Raw genomic sequence first — 21,234 nt, 5'->3', positions numbered from 1 at the left:
AGAAGCCCGGCCTGCGGAACCTGCAATCCCGGAAGGCCTGTTGCTGTAGGAGCGAGCCGACGGTCCGTCCGTAGGTCGCAGCGCACAGGGGCTGCGGCGGGCGGCCGACCCTTCGCCACCGGGGCGTGGCCTAGATTTCTCTCATTGTTCAATCCGGCCGTGAGGCTACCGGCACAGGATCTTCAGCGGGGCGCCGCGTAGGTCTTACGTCCTGCAATCAACATCATGACGGCTTCCAAGAGGTGGACCATGAAAGGCATTCTGGGTTTCCTGGTGGCAGGCGGTTTGGCCTTGCTGGCGGCATGGGTGGTGGTGCAGGGCGAGCCGGGCTCGGCCGAACTGCATCTGGTCAAGGCCGTGACCGCCGATGCGAAAAGCGACATGGGCAAGTACTGGCTCTCATTCTTTGTCGGTCCTTGACCGCGCGTGAGCTCTCCCATGCGTGCTCCGGTCGCCCCTGCCCATTCATCCTCGCCGGCGCAAGGCGGTCGACATTGGCTGCGTCGATTGCTCATCGCCCTGGTGGTCATCGTCGTGGCGCTCGTGCTGCTGGTGATGTTTTTTCCCTGGGATGTGCTGCGGCAGCCCATCAATCGCTATATCAGCGAGAAGACCGGGCGCCGCTTCGAGATCACGCGGCATCTTGATGTGAAGCCCGGTTTTCGCACCGCGCGCATCACCCTCGATGGCATCGAGTTCGACAACCCCAAGTGGGCCAGGGACCCCCTGCTCGTCGGCGCGGACAAGGCCGAAATCGACATCCGGATCTGGCCTTTGCTGCGAAAACAGGTGGACATTCCGCGGCTGATGCTGAGTGCGCCCCGGGTCGGTCTCCAGATGGAAGAGGACGGACGCAAGACCTGGGCGCTTGAAAAGGGCGATGACGGGGAAGCCGGTCGCGGTGCGACACCCAAGATCGGCCTCGTGCAGGTCGATGGTGGCCATCTCGATTTCCTGGCCAAGCACCTGGGCGTGGACATGCGCGTCGACTTCTCCTTCGACACGCAGAAGGGCGAAATGCCGCTGTCGTACCAGATGAAAGGCAGATACCAGTCCCAGCCGCTCAGTGCACAGGGCCGAACCGGCAATGTGCTGCTGCTGACACAGACCGGCCTACCGCCTTTCCCGTTCGAGATCCACGCGACGGCCGGTGGGACCCGTCTCGACGCGACCGGCAGCATGGCCGCGCTGACCGAGCTCGACGGCGTGGACGCCAAAGTGAAGTTGAAGGGACGCAATCTGGGCGATCTGTACCGCTTGATCGGTGTGGCGCTGCCGGACACCTCGCCCTACCAAGTGGAAGGCCGGCTGCTCAAGACGGGCAACACCTGGCAGGCGCAGCAACTGGCGGGCCGGCTCGGCCTTTCGGACATCGGCGGCGAGTTGCGCTTCGAGAAGGGCGCCACCCGCCCGAAGCTCAGCGGCACGTTGGCGTCGAAGGTCATGGACATGGATGACCTCGGTCCCCTGATCGGTTTGCCACCCACCGAACGCTCGGCCAAGGCCGTCGAGGGTGTGGAGGCGCCTGCCACCCTTGAGCAGACGCGCCGACGCCGTAGTGATGTGCGGGTGCTGCCCACCGCCCCACTGGACTTCGAACGTCTGCGTGCAATGGACGCCGACGTTCGATACACCGCTGAGCGTATCCGCAACGTACGCGAGGTGCCCCTGCAACGCGGGAGCGTCCAGGTCGCCCTCAATGCCGGCATTCTTGAACTCAAGCCACTCGACCTGGGCGTCGCCGGTGGCAGCATCCAGGGTGCGGTGCGCATCGACGGTTCGCGCAACCCGGCCGATATCCGCATGGCACTGGATGTCAAGGCGCTGCAGCTCAACCAGTTGATCCCGAAGGTGGAGTCGACCAAGAGCAGTCTGGGCCGGCTCGACGGCCGCATCAACCTGGCAGGGCAGGGGACCTCAGTGGCGAACTGGCTGGGTCAAGCATCCGGCGACGTGGCGGCCATGACGGGGCGCGGGCAGTTCAGCAACCTGTTGCTGGAAATTGCTGGACTGGATGGTGGCGAGGTCCTGGAATTCCTGCTGCGGGGCGACAAGAACGTCCGCATGCGTTGTGCCGCACTGGCCTTCGACGTGAACAAGGGTGTCATGAGTGGCCGCACGCTCATCTTTGACACCGACGACACCTTGTTCACGGCCACCGGCCAGGCAAGCCTCAAGGACGAGACGCTGGACTTCGTGATCCGGCCGCAGCCAAAGGACAAGAGCATTCTGAGCTTGCGAACGCCGCTCACGATTCGGGGCCATTTCGGTGATCCCCGCCCGGGCGTCGAAGCCATGCCGCTGGTCGCCCGTGGCGCGGCAGCCCTGGCGCTGGGGGCCATCAATCCATTGCTGGCCCTTGCCGCCACCGTCGAGACAGGGCCGGGCGAAGACGCGGACTGCGCGGGCGCCCTTGCCGAGGCGCGCAAGCCGCAATCCACGGAAGCCGCCAAGGCGGCCGATCAGGCCAAGTCCGTGCGGCGCTGACCTGTTAGTGGCCCCGTCCGCCGCAGACGGGACACTGGGGGTCGCGACGGACCTGCAGCGTGTCGAAGCGGCTGTTGCGGCCGTCGAACATCAACAGACGCCCTGTCAACGTTCCCCCGATGTCGGCGACGAGCTTGAGGGCTTCATGGGCCTGCAAGGTCCCCAGCGTGCCCACGACAGGAGAAAAAACGCCCATCACCGCACAGCGCGTTTCCTCGAAGGCCACATCAGGCGGAAAGAGGCAGGCATAGCAGGGGCTGTCCGGCTGGCGCACGTCGTAAACCGAGAGCTGACCATCGAAGCGGATCGCCGCCCCTGCAACTAGGGGCTTGCGGTGCGCCACACAGGCCGCGTTGACGCGATGCCGCGTGTCGAAGTTGTCGCTGCAGTCCAGCACCACATCCACGTCCGGCAGGAGAGCTTCGAGCAGCGGCCCATCGGCACGCGCACGGATCGCTCGAACCTCGATGTCGGGATTGAGCGCGCGCATGGCCACGGCGGCTGACTCCACCTTCGGCATCCCCACCCGCGCCGTGTTGTGGGCAATCTGGCGCTGGAGGTTGGTGACATCGACCACGTCGTCGTCCACGAGCGTGATCCGGCCCACTCCGGCGCCCGCCAGATACAGCGCCACGGGCGAGCCGAGCCCCCCTGCGCCAATGACGAGCGCATGTGCGGCGCTCACGCGCTCCTGGCCGTCGATGCCGAACTCTTCGAGCAGGATGTGGCGCGAATAGCGCAGCAGGGCTTGGTCGTCCATGGTCTGGCCGGGGCGAAAGCGCCCGCGTCGCCCGCCAAAGACATCGGCCTCCACGCGGGAGGCCGATGCATTGCGGAAGCCGGGGCGCCGGGCCTCAGTTTTCCTTCTTCTCTTCCTTGTTCTCCACGATCACCTGCGTCTTGCTGGCGACCACGGGCTGGCCCTTGAGCTGATTGAGCGCCTGCATCAGCGGGAAGTCCTTGTCCGTGCCGAACTCGGGCGTGATCCGGGCCTGGGGGGACTTCTTGGTTTCCTCTTCGAGGCGCTTGCGAGCCTCGTCGCGCTGCTTCTCGAGCTCGGGGTCCTTCTTCTCGGGGCCCTGGCCGCTGGACAGGTGCTTCTCGAGGTCGGCCTCGCGCATGCGCAGCACGGCGAAGGGACTGCCCTCGGCCGTGTCGTCCACCAGCACGTTGGGCACGATGCCGCGGGCCTGGATCGAGGTGCCGCTGGGCGTGTAGTAGCGGGCGGTGGTGATCTTCAGGCCGGTATCGGGGCCCAGCGGGCGCACCGTCTGCACCGAGCCCTTGCCGAAGGTCTGGCTGCCCATCACCGTGGCGCGCTTGTGGTCCTGCAGCGCGCCGGCCACGATCTCGCTGGCCGAGGCCGAGCCCTCGTTGACCAGCACCACCAACGGCACCGTCTTGAGGGCGGCCGGCAGGTTGCGCAGCGGGTCGCTTCCCGAGCGGCGCTGGTAGTCGGCCGGAATCGCCTTGTAGACCTGCTTGCTCTCGGCCAGCTGGCCATCGGTGGTCACCACCGTCGAGCCCTGCGGCAGGAAGGCGGCGGATACGGCCACCGCCGCGTCCAGCAGGCCGCCCGGATCGTTGCGCAGATCGAGCACCAGGCCCTTGAGGTTCGGGTCCTGCTTGTAGATCTCTTCGATCTTCTTGGCGAAGTCGTCGACCGTACGTTCCTGGAACTGCGACAGGCGGATCCAGGCGTAGCCAGGCTCCATCACCTTGCCGCGCACCGACTGCGTGCGGATTTCTTCGCGGGTGATCGTCACCGGGAAGGTGCGGCTCTCGTCCTTGCGGAAGATGGTCAGCAGCACCTTGGTGCCCGCCTCGCCTCGCATGCGCTTGACGGCATCGCTCAGGGTCAGGCCCTTGACGGCGGTGTCGTCGATCTTGGTGATCAGGTCGCCGGGCTTGAGACCGGCGCGGAAGGCCGGGGAGCCCTCGATGGGGGACACCACCTTGACCAGACCGTCTTCCTGCGAGATCTCGATGCCTACCCCCACGAAGCGGCCCGAAGTGCCCTCGCGGAATTCCTTGAAGGACTTCTTGTCGAAATACTGGGAGTGCGGATCGAGCCCGGCCACCATGCCGGAAATGGCGTCGGAGATGAGCTTCTTCTCGTCCACCGGCTCGACATAGTCGCTCTTGACCATGCCGAACACGGCGGCGAGCTGTTGCAGCTCTTCGAGCGGCAGGGGTGCGAGGGCCCCACGCGCCATCGTCTGCAGCGAGACGGTGGTGAGCGCGCCAGCGACCGCGCCTGCGGCGACCCAGCCGGTGATCTTCAATTTCTGGCCCATGGGCAGCGTCCTTTCGGGAGACCCGATCCGTCGTTCACAAAATCGCCAATCAATATACGCGGACTTTGGAAGCGGAAATGGCCCCGCGGGTTCCGTCCGTATCCCCGAATCAGGCTTTGCCCTGCGAGGCGACGGCGGCTGCCGCCTTTTCGGCCGCTGCCGCGTCGCCCAGGTAGTAATGGCGAAGCGGCTTGAGGTCGTCGTCCAGCTCGTAGACCAGCGGAATGCCGTTGGGGATGTTCAGGCCCACGATGTCGCTGTCGGAGATGCCGTCCAGGTACTTCACCAGGGCGCGGATCGAATTGCCGTGCGCGGCCACCACCAGGCGGCGGCCGGCACGGATGGCCGGGGCCATCGACTCGTTCCAGAAGGGCAGGACGCGCGCGACGGTGTCCTTGAGGCATTCGGTCAGCGGCACCTGCTCCGGGTCGAGCTTCGCGTACCGCACGTCGCCGCGCTCGCTGCGCGGGTCGGTCGGCTCCAGCGCCGGCGGCGGCGTGTCGTAGCTGCGGCGCCAGACCAGCACCTGCTCGTCGCCGTACTGCTTGGCCATGTCGGCCTTGTTCAGGCCCTGCAGCGCGCCGTAGTGGCGCTCGTTCAGGCGCCACGAATGGACGACCGGCAGCCAGGTGCGGTCCAGCTCGTCCAGCACATGCCACAGGGTCCGGTTGGCCCGCTTGAGCACGCTGGTGTAGGCGACGTCGAAGTCGTAGCCCTGCTCCTTGAGCAGGCGACCGGCCTGCTTGGCCTGCTCGATGCCGGTGTCGGTCAGGTCGACGTCGGTCCAGCCGGTGAAGCGGTTTTCGAGGTTCCAGGTCGATTCGCCATGGCGGATCAGCACCAGTTTATGCATGGGGTCCCTTACGTGTCGCCGGAGTAAAACCGCCATTCTAAAATTGACGGTTTGCCATCTCGGAAGCTTCCCGTGAAATTCATCCTCGACAACTGGGCCCTGATCCTCCTCGCACTCGGCTCGGGCGGCATGCTGGCCTGGCCGGTGCTGCGCGGCGCGGGCCAGGGCTCGCTCAGCGCCCAGGGCGCGGTGCAGATCATCAACCGTCAGAAGGGCGTGCTGATCGACGTGCGCGAGCCCGAGGAGTTCGCCGCCGGCCACGCCGTCGGCGCGCGCAACGTGCCCCTGGCCGAGCTGGAGCAGAAGCTGCCGGGCGTGGTCAAGAACAAGGCCCTGCCGGTGCTGCTGATGTGCGCCACCGGCGCCCGTGCCCAGCGTGCCGTCGCCGCCGCCAAGAAACTGGGCTACGAACAGGCCCAAGCCGTGGGTGGCGGGATGAAATCCTGGAACGAGGCTAACCTGCCCGTCGAGAAGGTGGCCGTCAAGGCCTGAACGCCTTCCGACCCATCCCGCATTCACCCGCCCACGAGGAAATCCATGCAAGCCGTGAAGATGTACACCACTGCCGTCTGCCCCTACTGCATCCGCGCCAAGCAGGTGCTCAAGGCCAAGGGCGTGGACAGCATCCAGGAGATCCGGGTCGACGCCGACCCCGCGGCCCGCGACGAAATGATGCGCCTGACCCAGCGGCGCACCGTTCCGCAGATCTTCATCGGCGACACCCATGTCGGTGGCTGCGACGACCTGATCGCGCTCGACGGCCGGGGCGGTCTGGTGCCGCTGCTGCAAGGCGCCTGAGAGGGCCGGGGCCGGCCGGGCCTGTCGTCGGCACAGGCCATAATCGAACGCTTTCGCGCCCGCTGACCGCGGGCCTTTTTGTCCCGACACACCTCCAAGCACCATGGCCGACCAACAAGCCGCAGAACCCGTCTTCCAGATCCAGCGCGTCTACCTCAAGGACCTGTCGCTGGAGCAGCCCAATTCGCCGGCCATCCTGCTGGAGCAGACCCAGCCCACCGTCGACATCCAGCTGGGCGTCGAGGCACAGAACGTGGCCGAAGGCATCTTCGAGGTGAGCGTTTCGGCCACCGTGCAGACCAAGATTGACGACCGCACCGTGTTCCTGGTCGAAGCCAAGCAGGCCGGCATCTTCGAGATCCGCAACCTGCCCGAAGACCAGATGGGCCCGATCCTGGGCATCGCCTGCCCGCAGATCGTCTATCCCTACCTGCGCGGCAACGTGGCCGACACCATCCAGCGCGGCGGCTTCCCGCCCGTGCACCTGGCCGAGATCAATTTCCAGGCCATGTACGAGCAGCAGCAGGCCCAGGCCGCCGGCCAAGGCCTGCCGGCCAACGCCCAGTAATTGCCGGCAACGGCAAACCGGCCTGGCGCCCCCATGCGCATCTGCGTGCTCGGCGCCGGCGCCTGGGGCACGGCGCTGGCGATCAGCGCCGCAGCCCATCCGGCCGGGCACCGCGTGGTGCTCTGGGGCCGGGACCCCGCCCAGATGGACGCGATGGCGCGCAGCCGCGCCAATCCCCGCTACCTGGCGGGCGTGACCTTCCCGACTTCCCTTCTTCTCCAGTCCGGCGATGCCCGCGAGGCCTGGCGCGATGCCGACCTTGTGGTGCTCGGCACGCCCATGGCTGCCTTGCGCGCGCAGCTGGCGGCGTTGGCCAAGGCCGGCTGCACCGCGCCCGTCGCCTGGCTGTGCAAGGGCGTGGAGCCCGCCAGCGGACTCTTTCCCCATGAGGTGCAGGCCGAGGTGGCGCCGCAGCTGCGCGCCGGCCTGCTGAGCGGCCCCAGCTTCGCGCTGGAAGTCGGCCAGGCGCAGCCCACCGCCCTGGTGGCGGCGAGTTCCGATGCCGAAGTGCGCGAGCGCCTGGTCGCGGCCTTCCATGGGCCGGCATTGCGGGTCTATGGCAATGACGACGTCACGGGCGTGGAAGTCGGCGGCGCGGTCAAGAACGTGCTGGCCATCGCCACTGGCCTGGCCGACGGGCTGGCGCTCGGCCTGAATGCGCGCGCTGCCCTGATCACCCGCGGCCTGGCCGAGATGACCCGGCTGGGCATCGCGCTGGGCGGTCGTGCCGAGACCTTCATGGGCCTGTCGGGCCTGGGCGATCTGGTGCTGACGGCCACCGGCCACCTGTCGCGCAACCGACGCGTGGGCCTGCTGCTGGCCGAGGGGCAGACGCTGGACGAGGCGGTCCGCTCGCTCGGCCATGTGGCCGAGGGCGTCAACTGTGCCCGGGCGGTGGTGCAGCGGGCACGGCAGCTAGAGGTGGAAATGCCCATCGCCGAGGCGGTTGTGGGCTTGCTGGACGGCCGGCTCAGGCCGGCGGACGCCGTCGCCGCCTTGATGGCGCGCGAGCCGGCTCAGGAAATCTGACGGCACCAAGGCGTTGACGGCACCAAGGGGCGCCCCGCCCGTCGCCAAGGCCGCCAGGCTCAGCTCGGCGCGTAGGCCAGCCGCACGTAGATGGGCGCGAAGGCCTCGGCCTGCGTGATCTCCACCAGCGTCTCCTTGCCCAGCTCCAGCAGCGCGATGAAGGTGACGACCAGCACCGGCACGCCGCGCGTGGCGTCGAACAGCGACTCGAATTCGACGAAACGCCGCCCCTGCAGCTGACGCAGCACGATGCTCATGTGCTCGCGCACCGACAGTTCCTCGCGGGAGATCTTGTGGTGCTGCACCAGCTTGGCCCGCTTGAGGATGTCGGCCCAGGCCTGGCGCAGATCGTCCAGGCTCACGTCCGGGAAGCGCGGCTTGAGCGACTGCTCGATGTAGACCTGCGCCTTCCAGAAATCCCTGCCGTAGGTGGGCAGCGCATTGATGGCGGCGGCCTGCATCTTGGCCTGCTCGTATTCCAGCAGGCGGCGCACCAGCTCGGCGCGCGGGTCTTCGGCCTCTTCGCCGTCCGCCGTCTTCTTGGGCGGCAGCAGCATGCGCGACTTGATCTCGATGAGCATCGCCGCCATCAGCAGGTACTCGGCCGCCAGCTCCAGGTTGCGGCTGCGGATCTCGTCCACGTAGGCAAGGTACTGGCGGGTGACGCCCGCCATGGGGATGTCGAGGATGTTGAAGTTCTGCTTGCGGATCAGGTAGAGCAGCAGATCCAACGGCCCCTCGAAGGCCTCCAGGAAGACCTCCAGCGCATCCGGCGGGATGTAGAGGTCGTTCGGCAGCGCGAACAGCGGCTCGCCGTAGAGGCGGGCCAGCGCCACCTGGTCCACCACCTCGGGCATGGCGGCGACCGCGGGGCGGTCGTCGTCGTCCGCGGTGGCGGCAGGCAGCGCGGGGGTGGTGCTCAATGCGACTTCGTCTGGTAAACGTAAGGCTGCTGCGCGACGGCAGCGGCCTCGAACTCGGCCTGCGTCTGGCGGTCTATCTGCTTGTCCCACAGCAGAGCGCGGCCGGCGCGCTGTTCGGCTTCGAGCGTCGGCTTCTGCTCGCGCAGCTTCTCGATGAACTGGGTGGCATCGGAGGTGTAGTGGGGGCGGCCGAAGATCGACATAGACTGGTGCTGCTTCTTGTGACTGGACGAGGGGCGCGATTTTAACGACGGGGCGATGGGGAATCGATGACCACAGGCAGGACCGCGGCGCGCATCGCCGCCGCATTGACCGCGCTGGCCGCCCTGGCAGGCTGCGACCCGCAGCGCATCGACAAGCTGGAAGAGGGCGTGGCCACCGAGGCCGATGTGCGTGCCCAGTTCGGCGAGCCCGAGAACATCTGGGATTCGCCCGCCGGCCGGGTGCTCGAATACAACCGCCAGCCGGCTGGCCGCAAGAACTACATGATCACCATCGGCCCCGACGGTCGCATGAGCGCCCTGCGCCAGGTGCTCACGCCCGAGAACTTCGCCCGCGTGCAGCCGGGCATGCCGATGGAAGAGTTGCGCAAGCTGCTGGGCAAGCCCGCCAAGGTGACGCGCTATGCCCTCAAGCAGGAGACGGAATGGGACTGGCACTGGACGCAGCCGCCCAATACGCCGATGGTGTTCACCGCGGTGCTGAACGACCAGCAGTACGTGCTGCGCAGCGGCTCGTCGCAGGATCGCGGCGTCGAGGCACCGTGACATGAGACCACCCCGTTTGGACTTCCTCACTGCGTGTGGAAGTCCAATCCCCCTCAAGGGGCGCACCCGGCGGCCGGGCCGAGCCCGTTCCGCTGGTGCACTGGCGTGGCCTGCTCCGCGGCCTTTCGATCAGGGTCGGGGCGCCGGCTTCATGCCGTGCGGCTGGCGCTTCGGCGCCGTGGACAACTGAGTTCCCGCTGATGGATCGGCGGCGCCCTGTGAGGCGCCACGCCGCACCCCAAAACCGCCGTCGCGGACGCTGTCAGTCGTTGCCGCCCGGCAGAACCGCGCCCGCGGCCGCGCCCACGGCCCTGCCGCCCAGCCGCGCGGTGCCGATGGCCGCATCGGCGGCCAGGCCGACGGCGCCAGCCCCGACGCTCACGGCCGTGGCGCCCACCGACACGGCAGCGCCGGCCACGCTGACGACGGCGCAGCCGCCGAGGCCGCCGAGGGTGACGGCGGCCAGCAGCAGGCGGGAAAAGAGGACGCGGTCCATGGGCGGCTCCGGTAGGGGATGAAGGATGGATCAGCGAGCGCTGCCGAACAGCGCCGCACGGCCGGCGGCCGAGGGCAGCACGCAGGCCACGTCGTGGGCGCAGCCGGGTACGACGGCGAAGCTGCGCGCGCCGGTCGGCCGCAGCACCTGCTGTTCGTAGGCCGCGTAGGCCAGCCCGCGCTGCAGGCGGTAGGGGCCCTGCAGCCGGGCGGCGCAGGACTGGTCGAGCACCCGCGCGGCCGTGCCGCGGCCGGTGCCGCTGTCGAGGGCGCCTTCGAGGCGATGGATGTCGGCCGCGGCATAGCGCGCCCGCGCGTCGGCGGCGCTGCGGCCGAGTGCGGCGGGCAGCTTCCGGGTGCCGTACTTCCAGTCGTCGTAGCCGGGGCAGGCGGCCAGCTCGGCATCGGGGAGGGCTTGCCAGCGGCAGTCGGCGTTCAAGCCGGTGCCGTCTGGTGCCAGGCAGCCGTCCCAGTCGGACGTGGCCCCGCCGCTGGCAACGGGCGCCAGTCGCGCCGGGTCGAAATACAGCCAGGTGCCCGGGTCGGCGATCACGTAGCGCACGCGCCAGCCGGCCGGCGCGTCGGCCGCGAAGCCGATGCGGTGCTGCAGCATCTGGGCGCCCGCGGAAAAGCCGGCCAGTGTGGCCTCGCGCAGGCTGGGCCAGCGCTGGGCCAGGGCGTCGAGCAGGGCGTCGAGCGCCGCGAAGGAAGAGATCGGCCGGGTGCCGGCCGAATCGCCGCCGGCCAGCCAGCTGCTGCAGGTCCACAGCGCGTCGCCGGGCCGGGCGGCGGGGGCGCCCGGCGCCCTGCAGCGGCCGGCCTTGTCGGCCGGCACCTGGAAGAGGGGCGCCACCACCAGCGTGTCCATCTCGTGGCCGCTTCCCTGCAGGGCTTGCAGCGCCGCGTCGAAGCTGCGGTTCGCATCGCGCGGATGGCCGTGCATGACCAGCAGCAGCCGCGTGGGCGGCGGCCCGCCGTCACTCACGCCGCGGGAGGCGTAATAGGACAGCCGGCCCGCCCCGTCGGGCAGGTCGATGGCCTGAAGGCACGCGTCGGAAGCCGCCTGACTGCAGGCCTGTAAGTCCGATGACTGGCCGGCCGCAAGGGCAGGTGCGGTTGCACCCAAGGCGGCGATGAGCATCAGGCCGGCCGCAGCGGCCCGACCCAGCAGCCAACGCATCCGTTGAGGCAGGACCGGGGTGGGCATGGAGGGCCTGTGTGCGGTGCTGGTGTCAAGCGGGCGTTGTGCGCCCTCAGCGCACCCGCATGCCCGGCTGGGCACCCGGCCAGGGCTCAAGCACGTGGATGCCCGGCTGGGCCTTCTCGTCGGCATGGCTGGCGGCCAGCACCATGCCCTCGCTGACGCCGAACTTCATCTTGCGCGGCGCCAGGTTGGCGACCATCACGGTGAGCTTGCCCACCAACTGCTCCGGCTGGTAGGCCGAGGCGATGCCGCTGAACACGTTGCGGGTCTTGCCTTCGCCCACGTCCAGCGTCAGGCGCAGCAGCTTGGTGGAGCCTTCGACCTTCTCGCAGGCCACGATCTTGGCGATGCGCAGGTCGATCTTGACGAAGTCGTCGATGGTGATGGTGGGGGCCAGGGCCTCGCCGCCGGGCAGTGCCGGCGCCGCTTCGGCCGCTGGCGCGGCGGCAGTGGCGGGCGGCGTGAACAGCTGTTCCAGCACTTTCGGGTCCGCGCGCGTCATCAGGTGCTTGTAATCGCCGATGGCATGGCCGGCGCTCAGCGAGCGGGCCGCGTCGGCCCACTGCAGCGGGGTGATCTTCAGGAAGGCCTCGACCTGCGCCGCCAGCGCCGGCAGCACCGGCTTGAGGTAGAGCGTGAGCAGGCGGAAGGCCTCGATGCAGGTGGTGCAGACGTCGTGCAGCCGCTCTTCCTGGCCCGCCTGCTTGGCCAGCTCCCAGGGCTTGTTGGCGTCGACATAGGCATTCACCTGGTCGGCCAGGGCCATCACCTCGCGCAGGGCGCGGGCGTAGTCGCGGCTGTCGTAGAGCTGGCGCAGGTCCTCTGCGCCGGCGCGCAGCATCACCAGCAGCTCTTCGCCATCAACGGAAACCGTGCCCAGCTGGCCGCCGAAGCGCTTGGCGATGAAGCCGGCCGAGCGGCTGGCGATGTTGATGAACTTGCCCACCAGGTCGCTGTTGACGCGGGCGACGAAGTCCTCGGGGTTGAAGTCGATGTCCTCGTTGCGGCCGTTGAGCTTGGCGGCAATGTAGTAGCGCAGCCATTCGGGGTTCAGGCCCAGGCTGAGGTACTTGAGCGGATCGATGCCGGTGCCGCGGCTCTTGCTCATCTTCTCGTTGTTCACCGTCAGGTGGCCGTGCACGAAGATGCCGTCCGGCGCCTTGCGGCCGCTGAAATGCAGCATGGCCGGCCAGAACAGGGTGTGGAAGGTGATGATGTCCTTGCCGATGAAGTGCACCTGCTCCAGATCGGGCTGGGCCATGTAGGCGGCGTAGTCCTCGCCCTTCTTGCCCAGCCAGTTCTTGAGCGAGGCCAGATAGCCCACCGGTGCGTCCAGCCAGACGTAGAAGTACTTGCCCGGCGCGTCGGGGATCTCGATGCCGAAGTAGGGCGCGTCGCGGCTGATGTCCCAGTCGCCCAGGCCGCCGGTGCCGTCTTCCTTCTTGACCAGCCATTCGCGGATCTTGTTCTGCACCTCGGGCTGCACGTGGCCGGGGGCTGTGGTCCATTCCTTCAGGAAGGCCTCGCAGCGCGGGTCGGACAGCTTGAAGAAGAAATGGTCGGAGCTGCGCAGCTCCGGCTTGGCGCCCGACAGCGCCGAGTAGGGATTGATCAGCTCGGTGGGCGCATAGACGGCGCCGCACACCTCGCAGTTGTCGCCGTACTGGTCCTTGGCGTGGCAGTTCGGGCACTCGCCCTTGATGAAGCGGTCGGCCAGGAACATGCCCTTCTCGGGGTCGTAGAACTGCTCGACCGGGCGCGTCTCGATCAGGCCGGCGGCCTTCAGGTCGCGGTAGATCTGCTGCGCGAGTTCGTGGTTCTCGGGCGCGTCGGTGGAATGCCAGTTGTCGAAGGCGATGTGGAAGCCGTCGAGGTAGGGCTTGCGGCCGGCCGCGATCTCGGCCACGAAGGCCTGGGGCGTGATGCCCGCCTTGTCGGCCGCGATGGTGATGGCGGCGCCGTGGGCGTCGTCCGCGCAGACGAAGTTGACCTCGGCACCGTTCATCCGCTGGAAGCGCACCCAGATGTCGGCCTGGATGTATTCCATGATGTGGCCGATGTGGAACTTGCCGTTGGCGTAGGGAAGGGCGGTGGTGACGAAGAGCTTGCGCGCTGCGGGCATGGATGTCGGTCTCGCGGATGGGCCGGTCGTGTCGCGGCAGGGCGCCGCGCTCTGGCAGGGTCGGGCATTTTAGGTTTGGGCCCGCGTCGCAGCCGTATGCTTGCGGCTTTGCCCGCAGACCCCGAAGGAGGAAGCCCCGTGACCACCCCCCGCATCCCCGCCACCCTGATCTCCGGCGACGGCATCGGCCCCGAGATCATGGAAGCCACCCTGGCCGCGCTCGACGCCCTGGGCTCGCCCTTCGAGTGGGACCCGCAGATCGCCGGCCTGGGCGGCGTCAAGACCTCGGGCGACCCGCTGCCCGAGGCGACGCTCGAGAGCATCCGCCGCACGCGCCTGGCACTCAAGGGCCCGCTGGAGACACCGTCGGGCGGTGGCTACCGCAGTTCCAACGTGCGGCTGCGCGAGGCCTTCCAGCTCTTCGCCAACGTGCGGCCGGCGCGCACCATCATTCCGGGCGGGCGCTTCGACAACATCGACCTGCTGGTGGTGCGCGAGAACCTCGAAGGCCTGTACATCGGCCACGAGCACTACATCCGCATCGAGGACGACCCGCACGCCGTGGCCATGGCCACCGGCATCAACACCCGCCAGGGTTGCAAGCACATCCTTCGCTATGCCTTCGAGGCTGCGGTGGCCCAGGGCCGCAAGAAGGTGACGGTGGTGCACAAGGCCAACATCATGAAGGCGCTGACGGGCATCTTCCTGGAGACGGCCGAACAGCTTTACGCCGCCGAATACCAGGGCCAATTCCAGTTCGAGACCATGATCGTGGACGCCTGCGCCATGAAGCTGGTGCTCAACCCCTGGCAGTTCGACATGATCGTCACCACCAACCTGTTCGGCGACATCCTGTCCGACCTGGTGGCCGGGCTGGTGGGCGGCCTGGGCATGGCGCCCGGCGCCAACATCGGCGCCGATGCGGCCATCTTCGAGGCGGTGCACGGCTCGGCGCCCGACATCGCGGGCAAGGGCATCGCCAACCCCATCGCGCTGATGCTGGCCGCGGCCCAGATGCTGGACCACGTCAAGCGCGTCGACCTGGCCGACCGTCTGCGCACCGCCATCGACCAGACGCTCAATGTCGACAACGTGCGCACCGGCGACCTGGGCGGCGGCGCCAACACCATCGCCTTCACCAAGGCGCTGGTCGCGCGGATCAAGGGGGGTGCATGACGACCGAGCAGAACCTGCCCATCCTCTCGCCTTCCGAGGCCCGGGTGCTCGGCGTGCTGATCGAGAAGCAGCGCACCGTGCCCGACAGCTACCCGCTCACCGTCAACAGCCTGCTGGCCGGCTGCAACCAGAAGACCAGCCGTCATCCGGTGATGGAACTGGCCGAGGCCGAGGTGCAGGACGCGCTGGAAAGCCTGCGCCGCCGCAGTCTGGTGGACGAGAGCAGCGGCGGCCGTGCCATGCGCTACGGCCACAACACCGACCGCGTGCTGCGGTTGCCCTCGCAGTCGGTGATCCTGCTGGCCGTGCTGATGCTGCGCGGCCCGCAGACGGCGGGCGAGCTGCGCATCGCCAGCGACCGCATGCACAACTTCGCCGACATCTCCTCGGTCGAAGGCTTCCTGGACGAGATGGCCGAGCGGCCGGCCGGCGCGCTGGTGGTCAAGCTGCCGCGCCTGCCCGGCGCGCGCGAGAGCCGCTGGGCGCACCTGCTGTCCGGGCCGGTGGCGGCGGAGCTGATGGCGGTGCCGGTGGCGGGTGCCGCTGCGACGGCGACCGGGGCCGACGCCGGTGAGACGGCCGCCCTGCGCCTGCGGGTGGACCGGCTGGAGGCCGAAGTCGCCACCCTCAAGGCCACGCTGGCCAAGGTCTGCGCAGACCTTGGCATCGACGTCGCCTGAAATCCCGCGCCGTCCGGCCATGTCCGGATGAGTCCCTCTGCCCTCGAGGGGTAGGGAGAAGGGCCCGCGACGGCCGCGCGATCCCCCGGGCCCGTCGGGCCATGGGCTCGCTGTCACCCAGCGGACGGCCCTCGCGGGGCCGGCTGCGCTACCTTCCGTCTCCCCAAGAAACAGGCCACCCGCGCCCACCGGAGACACCCCATGACGCACCCCGCCGCCCTGGCCCAATGGCACCGCCTGGTGCAGACCCACGACAGCGCCGGCCTGTGGGCGCTGCTGGCCGAGGACGCCGTCTTCCATTCGCCCGTGGTGCACACGCCGCAGGTGGGCCGGCCCATCGTCAGCGCCTACCTCACGGCGGCCTTCCAGGTCTTCTTCAACGACAGCTTCCGCTACGTGCGCGAAACCATCGCGGCCGACCATGCCGTGCTCGAGTTCGCCGTCACGCTCGATGGCATCGAGGTCAACGGCGTGGACATCATCAGCTGGAACGCCGATGGCCGCATCACACAGTTCAAGGTCATGCTGCGGCCGCTCAAGGCGGTGAACCTGATCCACCAGCGCATGGGCGAGATGCTGGCGGCCCGCAAGGGCGGCTGACGACGGCGCGGGACGGGGCGGGCCGCGGCAGTAGCATCGCGCGCACCGCCATGCCCGGACCGCCGCCATGAACCTCGAATCCGATCCGACCGCGAACACCCCGGGCGGCTTCGACCTGCGCCGCTGGCGCGCGCTGGAAGGCGCCTCGCCCGCCCGCGAGCCCTGGCAGGCCCTGCCTGGCCATTCCGTGCGCCGCTCCAGCCAGGGCCTGCCCTGGCCGGGTCTGATGCTGTGGCACCAGGTCGGCCCCGAGGGCGACCTCTACGTGCCGCCCACGGCCGAGCACACCATCCTCGTGCGTTGCGCCATTCCCACCGACCTTCTGCAGCGCCACGGCGCAAGCGTGGGCCGCACCCGTTGGCAGCCGGGGCAGGCCGTGGTAGTGCCCGCGGGCCTGCCCAGCTTCTGGCGCAGCGCCCGGCCGCGCGACAACCTGCACATCGACGTCGCCCCGAGCTGGCTGCACCGCAGCGCGCAGGCCGAGGTCAGCCTGCACAGCTGCTTCGGCCGCGACGACCCGGTGCTCGACGGCTTCGCCCGCATGCTGCTCGGTGCGCTGGACAGCCAGGCGGCGCTTCACAGGGGCTTCGGCGAGCATGTGGCGCAGGCCCTGGCGCTGCACCTGCTCAGCCACTATGCCGGCCCGCACCGGGCGCTGCGCGGCGGCGCCTGGCTGCTGCGACGGCAGATGCAGCAGCTGGAGGAGGCGGTGCGCGAAGCGCTCGATGCCCACTGGACGGTCGAGCGCATGGCGCGCCTGGTGGGCCTCAGCAGCTTCCACTTCGCGCGCGCCTTCAAGGCCTCGTACGGCATGACGCCCCATGCCTGGCTCAACGCGCAGCGCATGTCGCGGGCCGGCGAGCTGGTGCGCGAGACCTCGCTCGACATCGCCGAGATCGCGGCCCGCACCGGCCACCGCTCGGCGCCGCATTTCTCGCAGGCCTTCCGGCGCCACTGGGGCCAATCGCCGACGGCCCTGCGGCGCGGCGGCTGAACGGCCCGCGGTCTTTCTCAGGGCTTTCCCGCGGTGGCGCAAGGCGCCGACAGCCGGCGCAGCAAACCGACAGGCCTCCATCGCCGCCCGCGGCACAGTGCGCACCGAGCCCGGCAGCGACCAGACCGGGCCTGAAGGAGACCTTGCCATGACCGACCGCCGCCAGTTCACCGCCCGCTTGCTGGGCACCCTGGGTGCCACCGCCGCCCTGCCCCTGTGGCCGCGCCCGGCCTCGGCGCAGACGCCCGAGGTGGTGCGCATCGTCGTCGGCTTTCCGCCCGGCGGCAGCACCGACAACGTGGCCCGCCGCCTGGCCGAGAAGCTGCGCGGCGCCTACGCGCCGACGATGCTGGTGGACAACCGACCGGGCGCCGGCACGCAGATCGCGGTCGGCGCCGTCAAGGAGGCCGCGGCCGACGGCGGCACGGTGCTGCTGTCGCCGCCAGCGCCCTTCAGCATCTATCCCTTCACCTACCGCAAGCTGCCCTATGCACCGCAGGACGTGGTGCCGGTGGCGATGGTGTGCACTTTCCCTTTCGCCTTCGCCGTCGGGCCCGCGGTGCCGGCCAGCGTCCGGACGCTGCCCGACTTCATCGCCTGGGCCAAGGCGCATCCGGCACAGGCGGCCTTCGGCTCGCCCGCCGCGGGCTCCACGCCGCACCTGCTGGGCAGCCTGCTGGGCAAGATTGCCGGGGTGGAGCTGACCCATGTGCCCTACCGCGGCGACGGCCCCGGCCTGCAGGACCTGATGGGCGGGCAGGTGGCGGGCTATTCCACCGTGCTGGGCAGCTACCTGCCCCAACTGCGCTCGGGCCGGCTGCGCCTGCTGGCCGTCAGCGGCAGCGCACGCAGCCCCTTCGCGCCGGAGCTGCCCACCTATGCGGAGCAGGGCTATGCGCTCGACAACACCGAATGGTTCGGGCTCTTCGTGCCGGCCCGCACGCCGCAGGCCGTCATCGACCGGCTGGCGACGGCCGCCCGCGCCGCCGTCGCGCAGCCGGACTATGCGCAGGGCCTGGCCGAATTCGGCATGAGCGCGCAGTTCGTCGGTCCCAAGGAACTGGCGGCGAAACTCAAGGCCGACACCGACTTCTGGCGCGTGCAGGTGCCGCGCATCGGCTTCACGGCCGACTCCTGAAACTCTGCCGGCGAGCGATACGCCGCCCCCTTCAACCGACCGCCCATGACCCCCTCCGAACATCCGCCCACCCCCCTCTGGACGCCCGATGACGCTCGCCGCGACCGTGCCCTGATCACGGCCTTCGCGCAATGGCTACAGCGCGAGCGCAGCCTTCACTTCGACGGCTACGAGGCGATGTGGCAGTGGTCGGTTCAGGACACCGAGGGCTTCTGGCGTGCGGTGCTCGACTTCTTCGCGCTGCCCTTCGACCCGCCGCCCGCGCGCATGCGGGAGGACGCGCCCATGCCCGGCGCGCGCTGGTTTCCGGGCGCGCGGGTGAACTTCGTGCAGCAGGTGCTGCGCCACGAGGGGCTGGCGACACCGGCCATCGTCTACGAGAGCGAGGCCGGGGGTACCGGCGAGATGGACTGGGCCGAGCTGCGGCGCCAGGTCGGCGCCGTGGCCGCCACGCTGCGCGCCCTGGGCGTGGAACCCGGCGACCGCGTGGCGGGCTACCTGCCCAACATCCCGCAGACCGTCGTGGCCTTCCTGGCCGCCGCCAGCCTGGGCGCCATCTGGACGCTGTGCGCGCCCGACATGGGCCCGGTGAGCGTCGGCGACCGCTTCCGCCAGGTCGCGCCCAAGGTGCTGATCGCGGTCGACGGCTACCGCTTCGCCGGCAAGCCCTTCGACCGCCGCGCGCCGCTGGACGAGATCCTGGCCGGCCTGCCCAGCGTGCAGGCCGTGCTGTGGGTGCCCCACCTCGCGGCCGACGCCGAGCCGCCGCCCCAGGTACGGGCCCGGCGCTGGGTGCCCTGGGCCGAGGCCCTGGCCGCACCGTCCGTCGTGGCGCCTCAGCCGCTGCCGGCCGACCATCCGCTGTGGATCCTCTATTCCTCCGGCACCACCGGCCTGCCCAAGCCCATCGTGCATGGCCATGGCGGCGTGCTGGCCAACGGCATGGTCAACATGGTGCTGCACAACGACCTGCATCCCGGCGACCGGGTGCTGTGGGCCGTCAACACCTCGTGGATGGTGTGGAACGCCCACATCATGAGCCTGCTGGGCGGCGCCACCGTCGTGCTCTACGACGGCAGCGTGACGGGCGCCGGGCCCGAACACGACTGGGGCCACCTGTGGAAGCTCGCCGGTCGCACGCGCGTCAACTTCTTCGGCGCCGGTGCCGCCATCCACCAGAGCTGTATGAAGGCCGGCATCGTGCCGCGCGACATCGCCGACCTAGGCGCGCTTCACACCATCGGTTCCACCGGCTCGCCGCTGTCGCCCGAGGCATGCGCCTGGATCTACGCGTCGATCCGGCCTGACCTGTGGCTCAACGTGGTCTCCGGCGGCACCGACCTGGCCGGCGGCTTCCTGGTGGGCCTGCCCACGCTGCCGGTGTACCTGGGCGAGATGCAGTGCCGCGTCCTCGGCGCCCGCGTCGAGGCCTGGAGCGACGACGGCCGCCCGGTGATGGACGAGGTCGGCGAGCTGGTCTGCGTCAACCCGCTGCCCTCGATGCCGCTGTTCTTCTGGGGCGACGAAGACGGCAGCCGCTACCGCGAGAGCTACTTCGACACCTTCCAGGACGCGGCCGGGCGCCCCGTCTGGCGGCATGGCGACTGGCTGCGGCTGGTGCCCCGGCCGGGGGCGGTGGGCGGCGTCATCTACGGCCGCTCTGACGCCACCATCAACCGCCAGGGCGTGCGCATGGGCACGGCCGAGTTCTACCGCGTGGTGGAGCAGCTGGATGAGGTGGCCGACAGCCTGGTGGTGGACCTCGAATACCTGGGCCGCCCCTCGTGGATGGCCTTGTTCGTCCAACTGCGGCCCGGCATCGAGCTGGACGAGCCGCTGCGCCAGCGCATCCGGCAGGCGCTGCGCACCGGGCTCTCGGCCCGCCATGTGCCGGACGAGATCGTGCCGGTGGCGCTGGTGCCGCGCACCATCACCGGCAAGAAGCTGGAGCTGCCCGTCAAGAAGCTGCTGCTGGGCCAGCCGGTGGAGAAGGTGGTCAAGCGGGATGCGCTCGCGCAGCCCGCGGCTATCGACTGGTTCGTGGACTTTGCGCAGCAGTACCTGGCGCGCTCGACCTCATAGCTCTGTTGTCCGACAGCGGGCGCGCGCCGGGCTTCCTACGATGGCACGCAGGGGGAGAGCCCGGGGTGCCGTCGCCGCAACACACAACTACAGGACACGCGACCTGACCCGAACCCGCTGGCGCCATCCGCGGTGCCGGCCCGTTTCGAGCAAGGGGTCTGGCGATGTCCACGAACACGCCGCGCACGCGCGCGGCCACCACCGGCAGCCGGGAACAGGCGCGCAAGATGGAGGAAGAAGGCCGCCTGAAGCCGGGCAGCCGGCGCCGCCGGCCCGCGCAGTCCCAGGACGCGGACCTGCCGCCGCCGCACGAGCCTGGCAGCCACGACGGCGAGAAGGTATGCGAGAAGGGCGACGCCAGTGGCGCACCTCATCCCGCCGCCAAGGGGCGCGACGCCCCGGTGGATGTGCGTTGAGCGCGCGGTATCGAATCCGCCCGCCGGCTCCGCTGGGCATGCCGTGCCTGCGTCACTGGTTCCGCCTGCCACGCGCGTCGCGCCTGCCTTCTGACGCGGGGGCGGCATGCCCTGGCTGAAGGTGCTGCACATCGGCGCCGTCATCCTGTGGTGCGGCTCGTTGCTCTATCTGCCGCTGGCGACCGCAGCCGCTTCCGGCGACGCCCGGCGCCGACCGGCAGCCCTGGGCGATCCGCAGGACGAGATCCTGCGCGCCCTGTTCATCTGGGTGGCCACGCCGGCCGCGCTGCTGGCCATCGGATCGGGCACGCTCATCTTTGTCGTGCAGGGCACGCTCGGGCTGTGGTTGCTGGCCAAGCTGGTGCTGGTCGGACTGCTGGCCCTGGGACATGCCAGCTTCGGCCTGCTCATCCTGCGCGTGGAGCGCGGGCAGTCTGCGCGGCGCGCCGCGCTGCTCATCGGTGCGCTGCTGCTGCCGCTGCTGCTGGCCATCGCCTGGCTGGTGTTGCGCAAGCCCGGGCTGGACGGGGCACTGCCATGAGTGGTGCCTGCCACGTACTGGCGAAGGCGCGTCCTCATCCGACCCACTCCGGGGCAGGCGGTGC

The 21,234-nt window shown here is 69.5% G+C and carries 23 protein-coding genes; 15 read left to right on the top strand and 8 right to left on the bottom strand.

Annotated features, from left to right (window positions below):
- Positions 1–249: 249 nt before the first annotated feature.
- Positions 250–420: a hypothetical protein gene (locus QZ772_RS14335; RefSeq protein WP_295527444.1), complete on the top strand. Its 171-nt coding sequence runs from the start codon at positions 250–252 to the stop codon at positions 418–420.
- An 87-nt stretch (positions 421–507) separates the two neighbouring features.
- On the top strand, positions 508–2,487 hold the full coding sequence (locus QZ772_RS14330) for an AsmA family protein (RefSeq protein WP_366510599.1): 1,980 nt from the start codon (positions 508–510) through the stop codon (positions 2,485–2,487).
- A 4-nt stretch (positions 2,488–2,491) separates the two neighbouring features.
- On the opposite strand, the gene moeB is transcribed toward QZ772_RS14330, so the two are convergent.
- The 3 genes from moeB to gpmA form a co-directional block, all read right to left on the bottom strand.
- Positions 2,492–3,247, bottom strand: a complete 756-nt coding sequence (gene moeB / locus QZ772_RS14325) for a molybdopterin-synthase adenylyltransferase MoeB (protein WP_295527553.1) — start codon at positions 3,245–3,247, stop codon at positions 2,492–2,494.
- A 94-nt stretch (positions 3,248–3,341) separates the two neighbouring features.
- Complete coding sequence (locus QZ772_RS14320) at positions 3,342–4,784, bottom strand: S41 family peptidase (protein ID WP_295527440.1); 1,443 nt, start codon at positions 4,782–4,784, stop codon at positions 3,342–3,344.
- A gap of 109 nt (positions 4,785–4,893) precedes the next feature.
- Positions 4,894–5,637: a 2,3-diphosphoglycerate-dependent phosphoglycerate mutase gene (gene gpmA, locus QZ772_RS14315; protein ID WP_295527438.1), complete on the bottom strand. Its 744-nt coding sequence runs from the start codon at positions 5,635–5,637 to the stop codon at positions 4,894–4,896.
- A gap of 72 nt (positions 5,638–5,709) precedes the next feature.
- Between gpmA and QZ772_RS14310 the strand changes: the two genes are divergently transcribed.
- The 4 genes from QZ772_RS14310 to QZ772_RS14295 all read left to right on the top strand — a co-directional run bounded on the left by QZ772_RS14310 (position 5,710) and on the right by QZ772_RS14295 (position 8,032).
- Positions 5,710–6,129, top strand: coding sequence for a rhodanese-like domain-containing protein (locus tag QZ772_RS14310; protein ID WP_295527435.1), 420 nt, complete (start codon positions 5,710–5,712; stop codon positions 6,127–6,129).
- A 45-nt stretch (positions 6,130–6,174) separates the two neighbouring features.
- Positions 6,175–6,435, top strand: coding sequence for a glutaredoxin 3 (gene grxC, locus QZ772_RS14305; protein WP_017761772.1), 261 nt, complete (start codon positions 6,175–6,177; stop codon positions 6,433–6,435).
- Between the two features lie 103 nt (positions 6,436–6,538).
- Positions 6,539–7,003 carry a protein-export chaperone SecB gene (gene secB / locus QZ772_RS14300; protein ID WP_017761773.1) on the top strand — a complete coding sequence of 155 codons (465 nt, stop codon included), beginning with the start codon at positions 6,539–6,541 and terminating at the stop codon, positions 7,001–7,003.
- 33 nt (positions 7,004–7,036) lie between these two features.
- Positions 7,037–8,032, top strand: coding sequence for an NAD(P)H-dependent glycerol-3-phosphate dehydrogenase (locus tag QZ772_RS14295; RefSeq protein ID WP_295527432.1), 996 nt, complete (start codon positions 7,037–7,039; stop codon positions 8,030–8,032).
- 59 nt (positions 8,033–8,091) lie between these two features.
- Here the strand turns inward: QZ772_RS14295 and QZ772_RS14290 are convergent, their stop codons facing one another.
- Complete coding sequence (locus QZ772_RS14290; protein ID WP_052383546.1) at positions 8,092–8,889, bottom strand: ScpA family protein; 798 nt, start codon at positions 8,887–8,889, stop codon at positions 8,092–8,094.
- Between the two features lie 62 nt (positions 8,890–8,951).
- Complete coding sequence (locus QZ772_RS14285; protein WP_017762266.1) at positions 8,952–9,158, bottom strand: DUF3460 family protein; 207 nt, start codon at positions 9,156–9,158, stop codon at positions 8,952–8,954.
- 66 nt (positions 9,159–9,224) lie between these two features.
- Between QZ772_RS14285 and QZ772_RS14280 the strand changes: the two genes are divergently transcribed.
- Complete coding sequence (locus QZ772_RS14280; protein WP_295527429.1) at positions 9,225–9,722, top strand: outer membrane protein assembly factor BamE; 498 nt, start codon at positions 9,225–9,227, stop codon at positions 9,720–9,722.
- A gap of 262 nt (positions 9,723–9,984) precedes the next feature.
- Here QZ772_RS14280 and QZ772_RS14275 read toward each other — a convergent pair whose 3' ends face one another.
- From QZ772_RS14275 to metG, 3 genes are read right to left on the bottom strand one after another with little or no spacing between them, the layout of a single operon-like run.
- The gene (locus tag QZ772_RS14275; RefSeq protein WP_295527426.1) at positions 9,985–10,218 is read right to left on the bottom strand and encodes a hypothetical protein; all 234 of its coding nucleotides are present in this window, start codon (positions 10,216–10,218) and stop codon (positions 9,985–9,987) included.
- 30 nt (positions 10,219–10,248) lie between these two features.
- Complete coding sequence (locus QZ772_RS14270) at positions 10,249–11,424, bottom strand: hypothetical protein (RefSeq protein ID WP_295527423.1); 1,176 nt, start codon at positions 11,422–11,424, stop codon at positions 10,249–10,251.
- 46 nt (positions 11,425–11,470) lie between these two features.
- A complete protein-coding gene (metG, locus tag QZ772_RS14265) occupies positions 11,471–13,543 on the bottom strand; it encodes a methionine--tRNA ligase (protein WP_295527421.1) in 2,073 nt (690 codons plus the stop codon).
- Positions 13,544–13,639: 96 nt separating this feature from the next.
- Here metG and QZ772_RS14260 point away from each other — a divergent pair, with 96 nt between their 5' ends.
- The 8 genes from QZ772_RS14260 to QZ772_RS14225 all read left to right on the top strand — a co-directional run bounded on the left by QZ772_RS14260 (position 13,640) and on the right by QZ772_RS14225 (position 21,170).
- Positions 13,640–14,719, top strand: coding sequence for an isocitrate/isopropylmalate family dehydrogenase (locus QZ772_RS14260; RefSeq protein WP_295527417.1), 1,080 nt, complete (start codon positions 13,640–13,642; stop codon positions 14,717–14,719).
- Positions 14,716–15,399 (top strand): YceH family protein, encoded by a 684-nt coding sequence (locus QZ772_RS14255; RefSeq protein WP_295527415.1) that lies wholly within the window; start codon positions 14,716–14,718, stop codon positions 15,397–15,399. Before QZ772_RS14260 ends, QZ772_RS14255 begins: the two co-directional genes overlap by 4 nt.
- Positions 15,400–15,600: 201 nt before the next feature.
- Entirely contained in the window at positions 15,601–15,999 is a 399-nt protein-coding gene (locus tag QZ772_RS14250) for a nuclear transport factor 2 family protein (RefSeq protein WP_295527413.1), read from the top strand.
- Positions 16,000–16,066: 67 nt separating this feature from the next.
- Complete coding sequence (locus QZ772_RS14245) at positions 16,067–16,993, top strand: AraC family transcriptional regulator (protein WP_295527411.1); 927 nt, start codon at positions 16,067–16,069, stop codon at positions 16,991–16,993.
- A gap of 148 nt (positions 16,994–17,141) precedes the next feature.
- Complete coding sequence (locus tag QZ772_RS14240; protein ID WP_295527409.1) at positions 17,142–18,131, top strand: Bug family tripartite tricarboxylate transporter substrate binding protein; 990 nt, start codon at positions 17,142–17,144, stop codon at positions 18,129–18,131.
- A 45-nt stretch (positions 18,132–18,176) separates the two neighbouring features.
- Complete coding sequence (locus tag QZ772_RS14235) at positions 18,177–20,213, top strand: acetoacetate--CoA ligase (RefSeq protein ID WP_295527408.1); 2,037 nt, start codon at positions 18,177–18,179, stop codon at positions 20,211–20,213.
- Positions 20,214–20,377: 164 nt separating this feature from the next.
- Complete coding sequence (locus QZ772_RS14230; protein WP_295527405.1) at positions 20,378–20,629, top strand: hypothetical protein; 252 nt, start codon at positions 20,378–20,380, stop codon at positions 20,627–20,629.
- Positions 20,630–20,735: 106 nt separating this feature from the next.
- Positions 20,736–21,170: a CopD family protein gene (locus QZ772_RS14225; protein ID WP_295527403.1), complete on the top strand. Its 435-nt coding sequence runs from the start codon at positions 20,736–20,738 to the stop codon at positions 21,168–21,170.
- The last annotated feature ends 64 nt before the right edge of the window (positions 21,171–21,234 follow it).

It is taken from the genome of uncultured Pseudacidovorax sp., assembly GCF_913773995.1.
Classification (GTDB): Bacteria; Pseudomonadota; Gammaproteobacteria; order Burkholderiales; family Burkholderiaceae_C; genus Xenophilus.
This window is presented reverse-complemented; position numbering and strand designations above follow the sequence as displayed.